At 56.6% G+C, this 15,390-nt stretch carries 13 protein-coding genes; 6 read left to right on the top strand and 7 right to left on the bottom strand.

Going from position 1 to position 15,390, the window contains the following annotated elements:
• The first annotated feature begins 33 nt into the window (after positions 1-33).
• From PLIM_RS13425 to PLIM_RS13415, 3 genes are all read left to right on the top strand, one after another.
• The gene (locus tag PLIM_RS13425) at positions 34-1,056 is read left to right on the top strand and encodes an SIS domain-containing protein (protein ID WP_013110867.1); all 1,023 of its coding nucleotides are present in this window, start codon (positions 34-36) and stop codon (positions 1,054-1,056) included.
• Positions 1,057-1,102: 46 nt separating this feature from the next.
• Positions 1,103-1,864 carry a lipoate--protein ligase family protein gene (locus PLIM_RS13420; protein WP_013110866.1) on the top strand — a complete coding sequence of 254 codons (762 nt, stop codon included), beginning with the start codon at positions 1,103-1,105 and terminating at the stop codon, positions 1,862-1,864.
• Positions 1,865-2,119: 255 nt separating this feature from the next.
• The gene (locus tag PLIM_RS13415; RefSeq protein WP_013110865.1) at positions 2,120-2,881 is read left to right on the top strand and encodes an LssY C-terminal domain-containing protein; all 762 of its coding nucleotides are present in this window, start codon (positions 2,120-2,122) and stop codon (positions 2,879-2,881) included.
• On the opposite strand, the gene PLIM_RS24570 is transcribed toward PLIM_RS13415, so the two are convergent.
• Positions 2,848-3,099 carry a hypothetical protein gene (locus PLIM_RS24570; RefSeq protein WP_041401744.1) on the bottom strand — a complete coding sequence of 84 codons (252 nt, stop codon included), beginning with the start codon at positions 3,097-3,099 and terminating at the stop codon, positions 2,848-2,850. The two genes, PLIM_RS13415 and PLIM_RS24570, sit on opposite strands and share 34 nt — an antisense overlap.
• 2 nt (positions 3,100-3,101) lie before the next feature.
• Here PLIM_RS24570 and PLIM_RS13405 point away from each other — a divergent pair, with 2 nt between their 5' ends.
• On the top strand, positions 3,102-3,992 hold the full coding sequence (locus PLIM_RS13405; RefSeq protein WP_041403649.1) for a cation diffusion facilitator family transporter: 891 nt from the start codon (positions 3,102-3,104) through the stop codon (positions 3,990-3,992).
• Positions 3,993-4,728: 736 nt separating this feature from the next.
• On the opposite strand, the gene PLIM_RS13400 is transcribed toward PLIM_RS13405, so the two are convergent.
• The 3 genes from PLIM_RS13400 to PLIM_RS13390 form a co-directional block, all read right to left on the bottom strand.
• Entirely contained in the window at positions 4,729-5,289 is a 561-nt protein-coding gene (locus PLIM_RS13400) for an REP-associated tyrosine transposase (protein ID WP_013110862.1), read from the bottom strand.
• Between the two features lie 293 nt (positions 5,290-5,582).
• The gene (locus tag PLIM_RS13395; RefSeq protein ID WP_013110861.1) at positions 5,583-8,735 is read right to left on the bottom strand and encodes an ATP-binding protein; all 3,153 of its coding nucleotides are present in this window, start codon (positions 8,733-8,735) and stop codon (positions 5,583-5,585) included.
• A 60-nt stretch (positions 8,736-8,795) separates the two neighbouring features.
• Positions 8,796-9,773 carry a hypothetical protein gene (locus PLIM_RS13390; RefSeq protein WP_013110860.1) on the bottom strand — a complete coding sequence of 326 codons (978 nt, stop codon included), beginning with the start codon at positions 9,771-9,773 and terminating at the stop codon, positions 8,796-8,798.
• A gap of 509 nt (positions 9,774-10,282) precedes the next feature.
• Between PLIM_RS13390 and PLIM_RS13385 the strand changes: the two genes are divergently transcribed.
• Positions 10,283-11,356: a prenyltransferase/squalene oxidase repeat-containing protein gene (locus PLIM_RS13385; RefSeq protein WP_230849310.1), complete on the top strand. Its 1,074-nt coding sequence runs from the start codon at positions 10,283-10,285 to the stop codon at positions 11,354-11,356.
• Positions 11,357-11,548: 192 nt separating this feature from the next.
• Here the strand turns inward: PLIM_RS13385 and eno are convergent, their stop codons facing one another.
• On the bottom strand, positions 11,549-12,826 hold the full coding sequence (eno, locus tag PLIM_RS13380) for a phosphopyruvate hydratase (protein ID WP_013110858.1): 1,278 nt from the start codon (positions 12,824-12,826) through the stop codon (positions 11,549-11,551).
• Between the two features lie 168 nt (positions 12,827-12,994).
• On the opposite strand from eno, the gene PLIM_RS13375 reads away from it, so the two are divergent.
• Complete coding sequence (locus PLIM_RS13375; RefSeq protein WP_230849309.1) at positions 12,995-13,642, top strand: riboflavin synthase; 648 nt, start codon at positions 12,995-12,997, stop codon at positions 13,640-13,642.
• A 46-nt stretch (positions 13,643-13,688) separates the two neighbouring features.
• Here PLIM_RS13375 and PLIM_RS13370 read toward each other — a convergent pair whose 3' ends face one another.
• A complete protein-coding gene (locus PLIM_RS13370) occupies positions 13,689-14,660 on the bottom strand; it encodes a hypothetical protein (protein ID WP_013110856.1) in 972 nt (323 codons plus the stop codon).
• A gap of 68 nt (positions 14,661-14,728) precedes the next feature.
• Positions 14,729-15,298, bottom strand: coding sequence for an RNA polymerase sigma factor (locus PLIM_RS13365; protein WP_041403648.1), 570 nt, complete (start codon positions 15,296-15,298; stop codon positions 14,729-14,731).
• Positions 15,299-15,390 lie beyond the last annotated feature (92 nt).

Genomic DNA, 15,390 nt, shown 5'->3' with positions numbered 1-15,390 from the left:
CCGCACAGCGGACCCTACTTTGACAGGTGTTTCATGTTTGCTGATCGTGAGCCGTATGCCGGGTTTGGACTTGTGGCCGATATGCTGGCTGTGCCCCAGGTGATTCGTGATTTTGATCCTCAAGTGGTGAGTGGGACTGCCCAGGAAGTGCGCTCGGCTGGTCGATTGCTGCTGACAGGCGAAGGATCGAGCCGACTCTTCCCGGGGAAAAATGCCATCATGTATTCCCGCCAGCAGGGTTGGCCATGTGTGCTGCATACAGAAGCTGGTCGGCAGTCGCAGGATTATGCCTTGAACGAATGGGCAGTCCTGGCGGCTTCGAATAGTGGCAAGACAGCAGAAGTCATCCGGCTGTTTACGCAGCTCAAAGGGGCCGGGCATCCCGCGCTCTACAGTTTGACGGCGATGGCTGCTTCGCCATTAGAAGCTCTTGCCAAACGCGGGCATGTCCTGAAGTGTGGTAAAGAAGGTGCAGTCGCAGCCACCAAGAGTGTGATTGAACAGGCTCTGGTGGTGCGGGCACTGGTCGAAGCTGTGGCGGGTGAGTCGAATCTCAAGAGCCAGTTGCCGACACTCGCCGATCAGGTACAGAAGGTGCTGACTCAGCCGATCGATCGCGAGATCATCGAGAAACTGGCCAAGGCCAGGACGATCTACTTCGCAGGACGGAATGATGGTGTCGCCGAAGAGCTGACACTCAAGACCAATGAAATCACGCGTAAGCCCAGCGATTTCCTGGAAGGGACGTATGCTGTCCATGGGATTGAAGAGATCATGCAGGCCGACGATGTAGTGGTGTGGATCAATCCATATGCTGAGTCGGAACAGAAGTTCATGGATGTGCTGGTGAAGGGCGTGGGCTTGACCGTCGTGACCATTTCGCCACGCGAGACGATGTTCCCGAACATTCAGATTCCGGATGGGGGAAGTCTGGCGGGGTTTGTCGAACTGTGTGCAGGCTGGAACCTGCTGGTGGAGATCGGCATGGCGCTGGGTGTGAATGTGGATAAGCCTCAAAGAGCCCGCAAAGTGGGCAACGAGTTCGTGGCGGGCTAAACTTGCTACGTGAGAAAGATGATTTCCCTCGTGAGAGACCAGCCACATGGCGGAGGATATTTGCACGCGACTGCTGGATCTCTGGCCGGCAGAAGTGGATCGGATTGATTATTCGTTGCCGACAGCTCCGGACAATCTGGCCTTTGACGAAGCACTGCTGCTGACAGTGAACGATGAGCCGGAAGCGGCCTGTATGCGGTTCTGGGAACTGCGCCGGTACGCCGTCATTCTGGGGCGTTCCAACTCGCGTGAGAAAGAGGTTAATGCCGAAGCCTGTGCTGCTGATGGGGTGGAGATCTTTCGGCGCTGCAGTGGAGGTGGGACTGTTGTGGCTGGCCCGGGCTGCCTGATGTTCACGGTCGTGGTGCCACTTACGGCAGAGATCTCCAAGCTGGGAGTACCGGCGACAACCTGTCAGTTATTGGGAAGAATCGTCAAGCAATTACGGCCCATGGTGGGTGATGTGCAGATCAAAGGGACGAGTGATCTGGTCATTGGTGAGCGGAAGTTTTCCGGGAACGCCCAGAAGTACAGTCGGCATGCGCTGTTGCACCATGGTTCGATTTTGTATGGATTTGATCTGCCAAGAATCAGTCGCTATCTGAACATGCCCTCTCGGCAGCCCGACTATCGAGTCGGTCGCAGCCATGATGAGTTTGTCATGAACTTGGCGGCGACGCGCGAACAGCTCACTGCTGCAATTGCCACTGCCTGGAATGCTCATGAAGATGAGCACTTTGTGCCCCCTTATGATCTGACGGCCCAGTTGGCGCGAGACAGATATCGCACTCCCGAGTGGAATGCCTGAGACAGTGCGACGAAGACGTTTCCAGGGGCCAGTTTGGGTCGTGAACGCGACTGAAGAATAACGAGACTTCGGTCGATGCGGGATTTGCGGCCCTGAAGATCGAAAAATTAAGTCACTGCACGGCTTTTTCCAGTCAATTGACTCCTAGAGTAGGACATGCTGTCCTCAATGTTGGGCAACGATGCGGCTCGTGTGATGAAATTGAGCTGTTCGATATGTCGTAGAGCGAGTTCCGGACGATTTGAAAGGTGGGCCATGGTCAGCCAGGAAGTGGGTCATCCTGTCGATTCTGAGAAACTCAGGCACCCCGCTGGTGGCCGACGGGAGTGGCTTTCGACGTTGCGCTACGGGCTGATTGTCGTGCTCGTGGGTTATCTGGCTGTGGCTTACGTCATTTTGCCCATGGGGTGGCGGCGGTATGAGAAGCGGCATCCGGCTTTGACGAATGCCCCCACGCTCACACACACCAAGCTCGGAATTCCCGGTGATCCGTTGAATGTGGGTTTTGTGGGGAGTGAAGAGCAGTTAATCAAAGCTTTTCATGCCATCGGCTGGACAGAAGCTGAGAAGATTGATCTGAAATCGAGCGTGGGGATTGCCGAGAGCACTGTGCTTGACCGTCCGGATGCTGTCGCTCCGGTGAGCAGTTTGTACCTGTTCGGCCGTAAGCAGGATCTCGCCTTTGAATTGCCCGTGGGAGAGAGTGCCCGCCAGCGGCATCATGTGCGATTGTGGCGCTGTGAAGAAAAAGACGATCAGGGCAGACTCTTTTGGATCGGGAGTGTGACATTCGATGAGCGGGTGGGATTGAGCCATACGACGGAAGAGATCACCCACCATATCAGTCCTGATGTCGATGGTGAGCGAGATGGGCTGTTGAATTCCATGCTCAAGGCCAAGCAGATTGAGGCGATTCAATATGTGGATGATTTTCAACCTCAAGCCCAGGGGAAGAATGGCGGTGGAGATCCCTGGAAGACCGATCAGCGATTGGGCTGGGGTACGTTGATCGATTGATAGGCCGTGGGGATGAGTGCGATGGGGTACCTGTTGCCGGGATGTTCGCCATGTGAGGGGATGGTTCGCGTTGTTGAATAAACCTGAAGTCCACAACCAGCCAAACTCTCCTGCTGACCATTGTGAATCGGCTGGTTGTGGACATGATCACGACCACGATCATGACCATGGTCACCGGCATGACCATCGGTCAGGTGCTGTGCAGCAGGGGCTGCCAACCGTGCCGGTTCGTTCGTGTGGTCATGGTCATGGTCATGGGCACGGGCATGGGCACGGGCATCTCCATGCTCATGGGGCCAGTATCAATCTGGGGATTGCGTTTGGGTTGAACCTGCTGTTTACGATCATCGAGTTTGCAGGGGGTTACTGGACGAACAGCATTGCGATTACGACAGATGCCGTGCATGACCTGGGTGATTGCCTGTCGCTGGGCCTCGCGTGGTGGCTGCAGATCATTTCACGGCAACCACGAAGTCTGCGGTTCACCTATGGGATGGGGCGATTGTCGCCTTTGGGGGCCTTTCTCACTGGCATCGTGCTGATCTTCGGGTTGATTTATGTGACGGGAGAATCGGTACAGCGATTGTGGGATCCACAACCTGTGGCAGGCGAGAAGGTGGTGCTGATCGCGATTTTAGGATTGGCATTTAATGGGTTTGCTGCCTGGCGACTGCATGGAGGGATGACACTCAATGAGCAGGTGGCGAGTTGGCACTTGTGGGAAGATACACTCGGTTGGGCCGCAGTGCTGGTGGGTGGTGCGATCATGTCGATCTGGCATGTTCCGCTCCTCGATCCACTGCTGGCCATTGGTCTGGCGGTCTTCGTGTTGTGGAATGTGAGCCGAAATCTGTGGCGAGTGGGCGAGTTGTTTTTGCAGGCACTCCCGGAAGGGATGGATGCGAAAGCGCTGGAGTTGATGGTGCAATCGATAGCAGGTGTCCAGAAGGTCGAAAATCTCCATGCGTGGACACTCGATGGTGAGCGGCATGTGCTGACGATGCGCGTGACCTGTTCGCCAGCGACCTTCGAAGAGGTCGAACAGGTCAAAGCCCGCATCCGAGAGAAGGTTGGCCAGATGGGATTTGAATCTGTGACGATCGAGACGTGATTGAACCTGTAGAAACGGGACAAGGCCGACTGGAGCTGTTGAGATTGACGGACGAATGCCGTCGGGTACTTTTCATACAGTTTGATATGGGAAACAGGAGTTCTGCCACAGGAACCTCGATCGCTGGGAGCCAGGACGATGCCCGCCGAGATCCAAGGAGATTGCGAGTCATGCGGCCATCGATGGGAGACCATCTCGCTGACTTATCGCATCGGTCCAATCGACTACCAAAAGGACAATCTCAGGTCGCTATGGTGCCCCCAGTGCATGCTTGAGCTTCATTGTGTGCAGTCAATCGACCGCAATGCCTGGGTACGATGGCTGCGGTCAAACGAGGAGTTTTTAACGCGGTCTCGTTTTGCAAGACATGTCTGTGAAGCAATCTCAGGCATGGTTTCTAATGGTCCGTGGTATGCGCCCGTTAAGGTTGAATTGCCCGAGATCCCATGCCCTCGTTGCCAAACATTGCTCGAATTGGAGATAGAAGGGCAAAAGACAGCAATATGCCCAGGTTGCAATCAAAGGTCGGGAAAGCTGGCAATCTGTGCCATGGTGTCGGTCGTCTATCCGGATGGCATCCCATAATTATGGCAATCACACCCGTCGCCGTTCTCCGAAGATCATGTGCTCAAAAGGGGCCGAATCCACCTGTCTCCTCCAAGCCAAGTACGGCCTGTGGTAAGTTAATGACGGGTGGCTGGGGTTGAGTCTTCGAACCCCCAGCTCTTGACAACAATCATTGACAAAGCCATTCCGGCGGGATTGCATCCACTCGAATGGGCGACGGCTTTCCTTCTGCATGCCAAGCCGCACTTGACCATTCCCAGTCCGCCGCCCGCTCGACAAGCCCACGACGTACCGGATTGAGGTGAATGTAATCGATCATTCGTAACAATGTTTTACTTTCCGTGATGTTCCGGTCATACCCGCCACCTGACTGCCAGAACAATCGCTCCGTTTTTGCGCCACGAGTTCGCGTGATCCTGGGAATCCACTCGACAGCATGATGTTCAAGCCATCGAATCGCATGACGGGCAACCGGTTCCTTAACGGACTTTCGAAACTCTTCAATGCGATAGGCTTTCTGTCTTGGGCACACCACGACATGAGCGTGTTCCGGCATCAAGACATAGGCCCAGAGTGAATAATCATGCCGACAAAGTGCCTCGTGAAGCGATTCCGCCAGCCATCGACAGGCTCTTTCCGATTTGAGAAATGGAAAACCGAGATAGCATGAAAATGTCAGTTCGTGGGCATGGCCCGGCAGGTTGTAATTGCGCCGATGAGGAATTGACATCCTGGAGGGCTCACTCTCGGAGGGAGCAGAAATCGCAATCTGATTCGTATCAAATACTTTCGATGGTAGTTTTGATCGACGTGGCATATTCGATGACTTCAATGAAGCGCCGTTTTTCACTAGCAACAAGAGCCGGGGGGTTCGCGAGGACGCTCAACCCCAGCGACCCCCAAAACACTTCTATACGAGCAAAAAGTGCTGGGGGTTCGAAGACTCAACCCCAGCCACCCTTTAACACAGGCCTCCCCTTAACAAAATCTGTTGCCTCAATACAAACTGGTACCGTTTGCAGATTATTCGACGCTTCGGTTCGCGCGGGCCAGGGTCAAGATTTCCTGTTCGGAGAGCTGGCGGGTGTTCATGGCGCTGCGGTCGCCTTTGAACTGGGTCGTCAGGCCATCGGAGGCCAGGGCGAATTCGCCCTGACCTTGCTGCGCAACGCGATCCAGAAGTTGCGGCGTGTCGCTGAACATGGATTTCACTTTGTTGATCGACACATTGTCGTTGAGCCGACCGATGGCCCAGGTGGCACAGTTGCTGCGGCAAGTGGAATCGAGATCACCCGGGGTTTGTGTGGCCAGGAAGACGCCCAGTCCGCCGGAGCGAGCCCGCTTGAGCAGGTTCAACAGCGGCTCCTTGGTGGAGGGTTTGCTGGTTGCGGGGACGTAGATATCGGCCTCGTCGAGGAGGATCACCGCCTGTAATGTCGCTGAGGGTGTGGCACTGACGTGGCGCCCCAGAGTCATGAGGAACCGCGACATCCAGAACTGGATGGCCGACATATCGACCAGCGACTTGAGGCTGATGATCGACAAGGGTGTACGGCCATCGGCAGTGGGGGAGAGCATCCGGGGGATGTTGAGCGGTGTTCCCTCTGTGGAGAGGAGCAACCTGCGGGTGATTCGCAGGTCGCTGAGTGCCCTGGCGAGTTTCAGATAGACCGTGGGTTGTGTCCAGCGGTGATGTTTGACCAGTTCCTGATCCTTCTTGCCGATCACCTCTTCCAGCCACTCCAACGTGACTTCGCCCTGTGTGGTATCAAGGATCACCTGCAGTGCAGTCAACAGGATCGGCTGGTACTCCCTGAATTGGTTTTCTGAGCAGCCGAGCATTTTCAACAGGCTGGCTGTCGTTGCTTCCAGAGCGGCTTCACGCTCATTGTCCGGCATCTGCCCCACGCCTTCGGGAATCAGCGGCAACAGGAGGTTATGGCCGGTGGGGTCGCCGGGGGTGTAGACGCGGATGTCGAGTTGCTTCTTGAGGATAGTGGCCCGTTTGAGGAGGGCGGGTTCGTTGGGCGTGCCCCAATCGTCCGAAGCATAGGTGGCGAGATCACCCTTGCGATCAATGAGGATTGCCGGGATGCCGGCGAGCAATAGTTGCTCGATGACATTGAGGGCGAGCGTTGTCTTGCCACTCCCGGCACCACCAACGAATGCCGCATGCCTTTTGAAGATTTCAGAGTTGAGCACGACCGGAGTTTGTCGCAAACCTTGGGTAAAACCCAGGGGTATTTCGAACGGCGTTTTGGTTGCCGGTGGGACTGGCGACTTCGCAGCGGGTGGGATTGGCGGCTCCGGTGGAAGAGGCTTGATTTTCGGAGGTGTGGGAGTCAGCGGAATCTGGTCGAGGTTGAGGAGATCGACCAAAGGCTTCACGTCGTTCAATGGGCGGCTGGAAGTGCGCCATTCCAGATACTGGCCCTGGATGGAATGCTGCTCGTGGAAGGCGCGAAGAGTGGTGAGGAATCGCCAGTGGCTGTCTTCCCAGATGATCCGCTTGAACTTGTCCTTGGGGAGCGAGAGGAGCAGTTCGCCGATCTTGGTTCCCTTTTTGACAGCCGGGAAAGCGGTATTCCGCAAGAGGGCCGCCGATTGGTCGCCCGCCAGTTTGACGATGGACTCGATTCGCTTCTGCAGCTTTCCGCCCTGGGGGTTTTCATCGCAGAACGCAGCCAGAAGTTTGGAAGAGCGGGTGACGCCGCCGATGGTGGCCCCAATGAGCAACGAATCGTCGTGGAGATCGGTCGACCATTCGGCGGCGGGTTGTCGTTCGAGAGTGCATTGTTCGATGGCCCAGTGCAGCAAGCGTAGTTGCTGCTCAGCATCTTCCGGGATAACGGGCGTGTGGCGTGCGCGGAAGTCATTCCATTCCTGTGGCCAGGCGATCGCCGGTGGTGGTGGAGGAGGTGGCGTCTCGACAGGCTCTCCTGTCGCTAGTCGATCCCGGAACGCGCGGCAGGCGAAGAGAATGTCGCGGGCGGTGAGTCCTTCGAGGCCGTCGATGAATTCTTCCGTGAAGGGGGCGATGGTTTCGGGGTTCTCCAGACCTGCTTGTTCGTAGACTGATTTCAGGCGGGTCTCGATGATCTGCTTCGCCTCGTGGCGGGTGCGGCTGGCGATGAGCTGGATCGAGCGGGGATCGGTGGCGACCCTCGCGAGAACCGGCGCGGGAAGTCGCGGCTCCATGAGGTGGTAGAGGTCGGCGAGACAGCCCACGACACAGAGCGCGCCGGGAATCCCGCCCACGAGCGAGGAGATCGCCTGCATGGCGTGGCGGAAGCGGTGTTCCAGTCGGGCGGGGTCTTCGTCGAAATTGGCCATCTCCTCGAGTTGATCGACGAGGATGACGAGCGTCTTGTTGGTGAGCTGGCGCATGATCTTGCCGAGGGCGGCAATCATGTGGGTGGGTGCATCGTCGGCTGTCCAACGTGGCATCTCCGGAAGGATCTTCTCGTCGAACGAGGAGAACGGCTCGCAGCGGAGGTACTTGAGCACCCGCGTGTGGACTTTGGGATGGCGGGGAATCAGCGAGAGCAGGGCGCGAATCACACCCGCATCCAACGTGCGATTGCCCGGGCGGGACTGGAGGGCGTCGGCCAGTTCATTGGTCAGCTGGGCCAGTTCATCGTGGGTCAAATCGTCTTCGCGAAGACGCTGTATTTCTTTGGGGAGGAACAGTTCCACTTGTTGACCAACGGCGTCGGCGAGCCGCATCAATCCGGTCTCGTCGCCATCGGGTTCGAAGTAAATCTCGTCGAGCGAATCGATGAGATTAGAAAGGACATACTGTGGATAGTTCTGGGTGCCCGTCGTCATCTGCAAATAGCCGCAGAACCCATCGTTGCTGTAGTGAACGTGGTTTCTGAAAAACCGGAGCAGGTGCGTTTTGCCGCTTCCCGCCTCGCCCAGCACCAGTTGGATCAGGCCGTAAGGGGCACCTCCTTCGGCCTTTAGGCGGCGAAGGAGGTTGTCAAACTGCAGGCGGGCAGTCTCGTGGATGTCGAAGACATCGAAGTTGTCGTGCCGCCAGATTTGATCCTTCTGGCAGACGGCGTGGAGGACTTCCTCGCCCCGGGGGGAGAGGAGCGCCTGGAGGTAAGGATCCACTACAGGTAGGGGGCTGGCAGCTTGAGGGGGGAGTTGTGTTTCGGTGTCGGCGGGCATGTCGTAAGGCCTTGAGGTAAGAATGTTGGCTAATAGACAAATAGGAAACGTAGAGGGTGCTTAAGGGGTGGCTGGTGGTTTGATTTCCCTCACAAGGAGGTGATATGTGGCTGGGCCATCCTCGATGCGGGATTCTTCGACGGCCCTCGGATCGAGGCGGTCGGTGAGGTCGGCCCGGACGAGTCGCACTTGCTGGCTCTTGTGGAGGGCGAGCAGCGCCGGGCGGAATTCGTCGAGCGTGCCCCGTCGATCTGGGGGGAGGTGTTGCCACAGGTCGCGGATGAAAACCCGGTGCGTGCCGAGCGGGCCGGCGGGAATCTGCGGGAGGGCGGCGTGGATGTCGGCCAGAGTGAAGTTGGGCGATGCGTGCGGAACGTGGCCTGAGGGAGTGGTGGCGGCTTGCCGGATCTTCTGGCGGATCAGTGATTGGGCGAAATCTTTGCCGGAGTCTCCCAGCAACTGTTGGGAGAGCAGCTTGGCGAGGGGGGCGGTCGTCAGCGTGCGGTCGGTGTTCAGGGAGACTTTGGCGAGGACATTGGCTGGCGTGAACTTCTTCCGTGAGTCGATGCCCAGCTCCTTCCAGGCAAGGGCCACGAGGAGTTGGCTGAGTGATGTGATCGGCCCTGCGAGTTGATGGCTCTGCTTGAGGAACTCGATGAGGAGATGATCCGCGTGTTTGGCTTTCGGGCCGGGCGGGGCGAAGCCGCAGAGCCGGGGCGTGATGTACTTGTCGAGGAGTTGTTTCCAGCGGAGGTTCTTGGGAAGTGCTTCCTCGCGGGTGAAGCCGCAGAACTCGAGGGCAGCGGCCATTCCCTCGGGGGTAAGGATGAGTTTGATCGCTTCCACATGACCGGCCGCACGCGTGGCGGCGAGGGCTTCGTCGAACAGGGCGCGCCATTCACCGGCGGAGTACTGCTGGGTGAAGAGAGGAGCGAGACTCTTGGCGAGCGTGGCTGGTGTGGGGGCCTTGGCCTGCGGGATTAGCAGACGGGCAATGATCAGTTGGGAAGTGAGAACAACTGGCGAAGTCGTGGACATTGGCTGACCCGCAAAGATGTCGATTTGGCCACTGGCACCTGAGTGTATGAGCTTACACTCCGAGGGGAGCGAGCGGAAAACTTCTTTTGGGAGAAGGAGCGAAAATTTTCCGCGTGGTCCAAGCGAGCAGCGAAGTTTGCCCAACCTTCCCGAATGTTGGGGAATCGTGGTTCTGCAGAATTTCGTCGGGTGGGTCAGAGTTCAACCAAAATGATATCACGGTTGGCGTGACGCGCGACGGTTCTGTGTTTGGTGCGACAAGGTGTCGGTTCGGGTGATGCAAGACGCTGGCAGATTCGGTTTTGCCGATGTTCAAAAGCGACTCTCTGCGACCTTGTGGCAAACTTTTCTCTCTGGAACATCTCTTGCAGCCAGTAGAATCGGTATTCGCAAAGATTGTGGTGAGATGGCCGGGTTAGGGAAGGAGTTCGAGCATGCGGGGAATCTGTTGGGCAGCGCTGATGGCGGGTTGTTTCGTTTTACCGGTGTCGTTCGAGGCGAGTGACATTGTGCATCCTGTTTCGTCGACTTGTGAAGGGGCGGAGGAGGGGCTCGCCGCAAACGTTGATCAGTCACGGGCCAAGGCGATCGAATTCCTGAAAACTTCGCAGATGAAGGATGGGAGTTGGACGACGCCGCGTACCTCGGGGATTACGGCTCTCGTGGTTTATGCGTTGATTGATGCGGGTGTGCCGGTGACTGATCCTGTGGTGGCTAAGGGATTACAGCGGATCGCAGGTTATGCCCAGCCAACGGGAGAAATTGCCGCCCCTGGCAGCCCGCATGCGAGTTATGAAACTTCGGTTTCCGTGATGGCGTTAGTTGCTGGTAATGCCGAGGGACAGTTCACGGAGATCATCAAAAAGGCGGAGCAGTATTTGCGTGGCGCTCAATATAGTGAGGCGAACAATACCGACAAAGCCGACATCGCCTACGGCGGTGCGGGCTACAAAGCGGGCGGTGGTAAGCCCGATCTGTCCAACACGGTCTTTTTTCTGGATGCTCTCAAGGCGACAGGCGCGACTGAACAAGACCCGGCCGTCCAGAAGGCCCTGGTTTTTCTGTCGCGATGTCAGAACCTGGAATCTGAGCATAATACGACTCCGCAAGCTGCCAAGATTAATGACGGAGGTTTCTATTACAACCCCAATGGCCCCGGTGTTTCGCCTGCGGGACAATCCGATGAAGGGGGCTTGCGGTCGTATGGAAGCATGACTTATGCCGGATTTAAGAGCATGCTCTATGCAGGCTTAAAGGCGGATGATCCGAGAGTTAAAGCGGCCCTCGACTGGATCAGTAAAAACTATACGCTGGAAGAGAATCCGGGGCTGGGCGCGGGTGGTCTTTACTACTATTACTATCTGTTTGCCAAGGCGATGGAAGCAAATGGTGTCAATGAGTTTACTGATGCCAAGGGAGCAAAACATAACTGGAGGAATGAGCTGGCTCTTCAGTTGATTGCACTCCAGAAAGCCAATGGAAACTGGCTGAATGATCGTTCGAGCCGATGGATGGAAGGCGACCCGAATCTGGCGACAGCTTATGCGCTGGTGGCACTCAATCGATGTGTGGGAAGAAAATGAGTGCCGCGGTCACGAACAATGTGGACGGTTGTCAGTAGGTCGAAATGAAACGCAAACTCTCGGAGTCTGAGGCAGACTCCGGGAGTTGTTGGTTTTTGGGCGGTGTTGTTCAAAGAATAACAACTTCTGGTTCAGGCAAGGAGCACTGCTGGCCAGCCAGCAGTAGCACCCTGAAAAACTCACGAGCGTCAATTACGCCTTGAGCGTGCCGCCGTAGCGGGCGTCTTTGCCGAGGAGTTCCTCGATGCGGAGGAGTTGGTTGTACTTGGCGATGCGGTCGGTGCGGCTGGCGGAGCCGGTCTTGATCTGGCCGGTTCCGAGAGCCACGGCCAGGTCGGCGATCGTCGTGTCTTCCGTCTCGCCTGAGCGATGGCTCATGATGGCGGTGTAGCCGTTGCGGTAAGCGAGCTGGACAGCGTCGATGGTTTCAGTCAGCGAGCCGATCTGGTTGACCTTCACGAGGATGCTGTTGCCCACACCCTTGTCGATGCCTTCCTGAAGGCGCTTGACGTTGGTAACGAACAGGTCGTCGCCCACGAGTTGAACCTTCTTGCCGATGGCGTCGGTCAACTTCTTCCAGGTGTCCCAGTCGTCTTCTGAGCAGCCGTCTTCAATGGAGACGATCGGGTACTTCTCGCTCCAGCTTTGCCAGATACCGACGAGTTCGTCGCCGTTGACCTTCTTGCCGTCGATATCGTAGAGGCCGGTCTTGGTGTCGTAGAACTCGGTCGAGGCACAGTCGAGGGCAAGCTTGATCTGCTTGCCGGGCTCGTAGCCAGCCTTTTCGATGGCTTCGAGGATCACCTTGAGGGCGTCCTCGTTGGTCTTGAGGTCGGGAGCAAAGCCCCCTTCGTCACCGACAGCAGTGCTCATGTGCTGGTCGTGCAGCACCTTCTTGAGGCTGTGGAAGACTTCGGCACCAGCGCGGAGGCCTTCGGAGAACGAGGTGAAGCCAGTGGGGACGATCATGAATTCCTGGAGGTCGATGCCGTTGTTGGCGTGGGCCCCGCCATTGATGATGTTCATCAGAGGGACTGGCAGAGTGTTCGCGCCGACACCACCCAGGTAACGGTAGAGGGGCAGGAAGCTGGCGCGGGCGGCAGCATGAGCAGCGGCCAGTGAGCAGGCGAGGATGGCGTTGGCACCCAGGCGCGACTTGTTGGGTGTGCCATCGAGCTCGATCATGGTGTGATCGATGGCGGCCTGGTCAGTGACGTTGAGGTCAATGAGGGCGTCGGCAATGGTTTCGTTAACGTTCTCGACGGCCTTGCGGACTCCCTTGCCGAGGTAACGCTTCTTGTCGGAGGTGTCGCGAAGTTCGCAGGCTTCGTGGGCACCGGTGCTGGCACCGCTGGGAACGGCGGCGCGGCCGATGGTGCCGTCTTCGAGTTCGATATCGACTTCGACGGTGGGGTTGCCGCGGCTATCGAGGATTTCGCGGGCATGAACGCTGGTGATTGCAAGTGACATGGCCAGGAGCTTTCGTAAAGAGGAACAAACCTCAGCAGTGAAACCGTTTGAAGGACACTTTGTGGTGAATGGTACAAGGAGAGCCGTGCAATTCTCCTCTGGAGGTCTACACTTGTAGCGTCCAGAACTCGATTCTGCCAACAAACAGCAGGTGTGAAGGGGTTTTGGATGCAGGATACACGTTCGGGAGAAGTTGGCATGTTTACGGGATTGGTCGAAGGGATGGGGCAGATTGAGGCTGTAGTCTCGGAACCTGGGGGAGTCAGGATCGTCGTTTCTCCGCCAGTGCAGATGCTCTTGCCCGAAGATCCTGCCGTGCTGGGCGAAAGCGTGGCGATTAATGGCTGCTGCCTGACTGTGGTGGAGCTTCAGAACCAGGGAGAACCGGCTGAGAAATGGAGTTTTCAGGCGGGGAGTGAGACACTGTCGAAAACAAACCTCGGAACGTTGGCCAGCGGTGCGAGTGTGAATCTGGAGCGGGCCATGAAAGCGAATGCCCGTTTTGGAGGCCATATTGTGCAGGGTCATGTTGATGGGACTGCCAGGATCTTGTCGATCGATCACGAGGCGGACTGGGTCTTTATGGCATTCGCGTTAGCTCCGGAACTGGCACGGCAACTGGTGCCTAAGGGGAGTGTGACAGTCGATGGTGTGAGTTTGACTGTCGTCGAGGCCAAACGGGATGGTTTCAGCGTCGCCTTGATTCCCCATACGTTGAAAGAAACGACGTTAGGCCAGCGTCAAGTGGGCGATACGGTGAATATCGAGACAGACATTCTGGGGAAGTACGTCGAGCGGCTGATGGCCGGACGGTAAAGACATGCTCGGTCAGTTCGAGTGAAATGCACTTGCTGGCGCAGAACTAACTCAGGCTGGAGGCTGGATTTCCATAAGGAGAGAGTTTGTTGCTGGAAGGCAGTGGAGAAAACTCGTAGGTGGATGAGGGGACGTTGTATGCCCCGGGGATATCCACAGGCTCCGCTTCTGACTGCCGGAAGGGGGAGCAGAGGACAGCAAAGGCATCAGCCAGGTGTTGGCTGAGTGGAGCGACAGTGACTGCGACCTGCTGCCATTGCTCGACGGGTGGAGCAGGGACAGGGACATAAAGCCCGCCGACAGTTTCCAGAAATGGACCCTGATGCTTTTGCTGAAGTTTGGAGTTCCAGGCCTCGACCGGTTCTCGCAGCTTCGCCAGAGGGAGCGCCGGCTGGCTCAATGACAGGTAGGTGGTCAACTCCGGCCGGCTGGTTGAACCTGCTGCAGGTATCGAATCCGAGGGTTGCATCGCTGCTGTGTGGAATTCTGAAGTCCCAGCCTTCGTTTGAGAAGCAGGTGAGAATCTGACTGTCTGGTCAGGAGATGAACCGCCTGAGAACTGGCTGGCTGAGAACTGGCTGGCCGATAATGTCGCAGCGGTGATCCATAGTGGTGCGGAAGTTGCCGCCGGACGATGGGTATCGAAGGTTGAAACAACGATTTCAATGGAGCTAGGTGCACGAAATGCGAGCACTCCCAGCACAAGGCAGGCTGCAATGGTGGTGATGGCCCAGCGAGTGATGTAGCGGCCTTGTTGAATATGCCGGGTTGCTGTGCTGTTGGTTGGGGATTTGCGACTGACTCGACTCTGGAGAGGCGCAGCGGAGGACTTTTTCGAGGTTGAATTTTTCCAGGTTGAGATGGCTGCGCTGAGCTGTGTTTCGTCATGCCAGTGAGTCAGGCAATCCGGACAATTGAGCAAATGTTTCCGGGCGGGTTCGCTCAACAAGGAATGATCAAGTTCGGTGTTGGCAGAATTCAGGCTGTCCAGTTCTGTATGAAATTGATGGCAATCCACGATTCACCCATGATCAAAAATGGAATCCCTAAAAATGGAATCCCTAGAGGTTTCACATTGCCTGAAGCTCATTTTGAGGATTCGGAAATGAGTTGTCGCTCTTTGAGAATTGTTGCGAGAGCCTTGCGACCGCGATGGAGCCAGGTCTTGACGGTTCCTTCAGGAACATTCAGGAGTTGAGAGATTTCATCGACAGATCGCTCTTCTTTGTAAAACAATTCAAAGACCTGTCGATATTCGGGCTTAAGGCTCTCCATAGCCACTTGAATTTGAAGTGCGGTCTCTGCCTGGATGGCCGATTGCGTCTGAGTTGCCGGGACACTGAGGTGCTGTGCCGAATGCTCTTCGAGGGAAGATCCCTGCGGACGAGATTTCAAGCTCAGTCTGGATTTGCAGCGGTTGACGACAATCGCTAACAGCCAGGGTTTCAGCGGACGTGCGGGATTCCAGTTACCCAGATGCCTGATGGCCCGCGTGAGTGATTCCTGGGTGACATCTTCCGCATCCTGATGATGTCCCAGCATGCGGATTGCAATGGAATAGACGAGTCGCTCAAATTTGCGCACGAAGAGAACTGTCGCGTCAGGTTCACCCTCGAGGCAACGATCGACAAGCTGGATTTCCGACGTTTCAGTCATTCCATGCATCCCTGTTTGAAAATACCCGCTTGTCTGGGGTGTGGTTTCAAAATGCTGAAACCTGCCGACGACCCGCATCCATGGGTCGGAAA

The organism is Planctopirus limnophila DSM 3776, from assembly GCF_000092105.1.
Classification (GTDB): Bacteria; Planctomycetota; Planctomycetia; order Planctomycetales; family Planctomycetaceae; genus Planctopirus; species Planctopirus limnophila.
Note: the sequence above shows the minus strand (reverse complement) of the source record. Positions and strands in the feature narration are given on the sequence as shown.

Coding starts and splice junctions, on each gene's coding strand:
- PLIM_RS13425 (WP_013110867.1), top strand. CDS start 34: ATGTTTGCTGATCGTGAGCCGTATGCCGGGTTTGGACTTGTGGCCGAT.
- PLIM_RS13420 (WP_013110866.1), top strand. CDS start 1,103: ATGGCGGAGGATATTTGCACGCGACTGCTGGATCTCTGGCCGGCAGAA.
- PLIM_RS13415 (WP_013110865.1), top strand. CDS start 2,120: ATGGTCAGCCAGGAAGTGGGTCATCCTGTCGATTCTGAGAAACTCAGG.
- PLIM_RS13400 (WP_013110862.1), bottom strand. CDS start 5,289: ATGTCAATTCCTCATCGGCGCAATTACAACCTGCCGGGCCATGCCCAC.
- PLIM_RS13395 (WP_013110861.1), bottom strand. CDS start 8,735: ATGCCCGCCGACACCGAAACACAACTCCCCCCTCAAGCTGCCAGCCCC.
- PLIM_RS13390 (WP_013110860.1), bottom strand. CDS start 9,773: ATGTCCACGACTTCGCCAGTTGTTCTCACTTCCCAACTGATCATTGCC.
- eno (WP_013110858.1), bottom strand. CDS start 12,826: ATGTCACTTGCAATCACCAGCGTTCATGCCCGCGAAATCCTCGATAGC.
- PLIM_RS13375 (WP_230849309.1), top strand. CDS start 12,995: ATGCAGGATACACGTTCGGGAGAAGTTGGCATGTTTACGGGATTGGTC.
- PLIM_RS13365 (WP_041403648.1), bottom strand. CDS start 15,298: ATGACTGAAACGTCGGAAATCCAGCTTGTCGATCGTTGCCTCGAGGGT.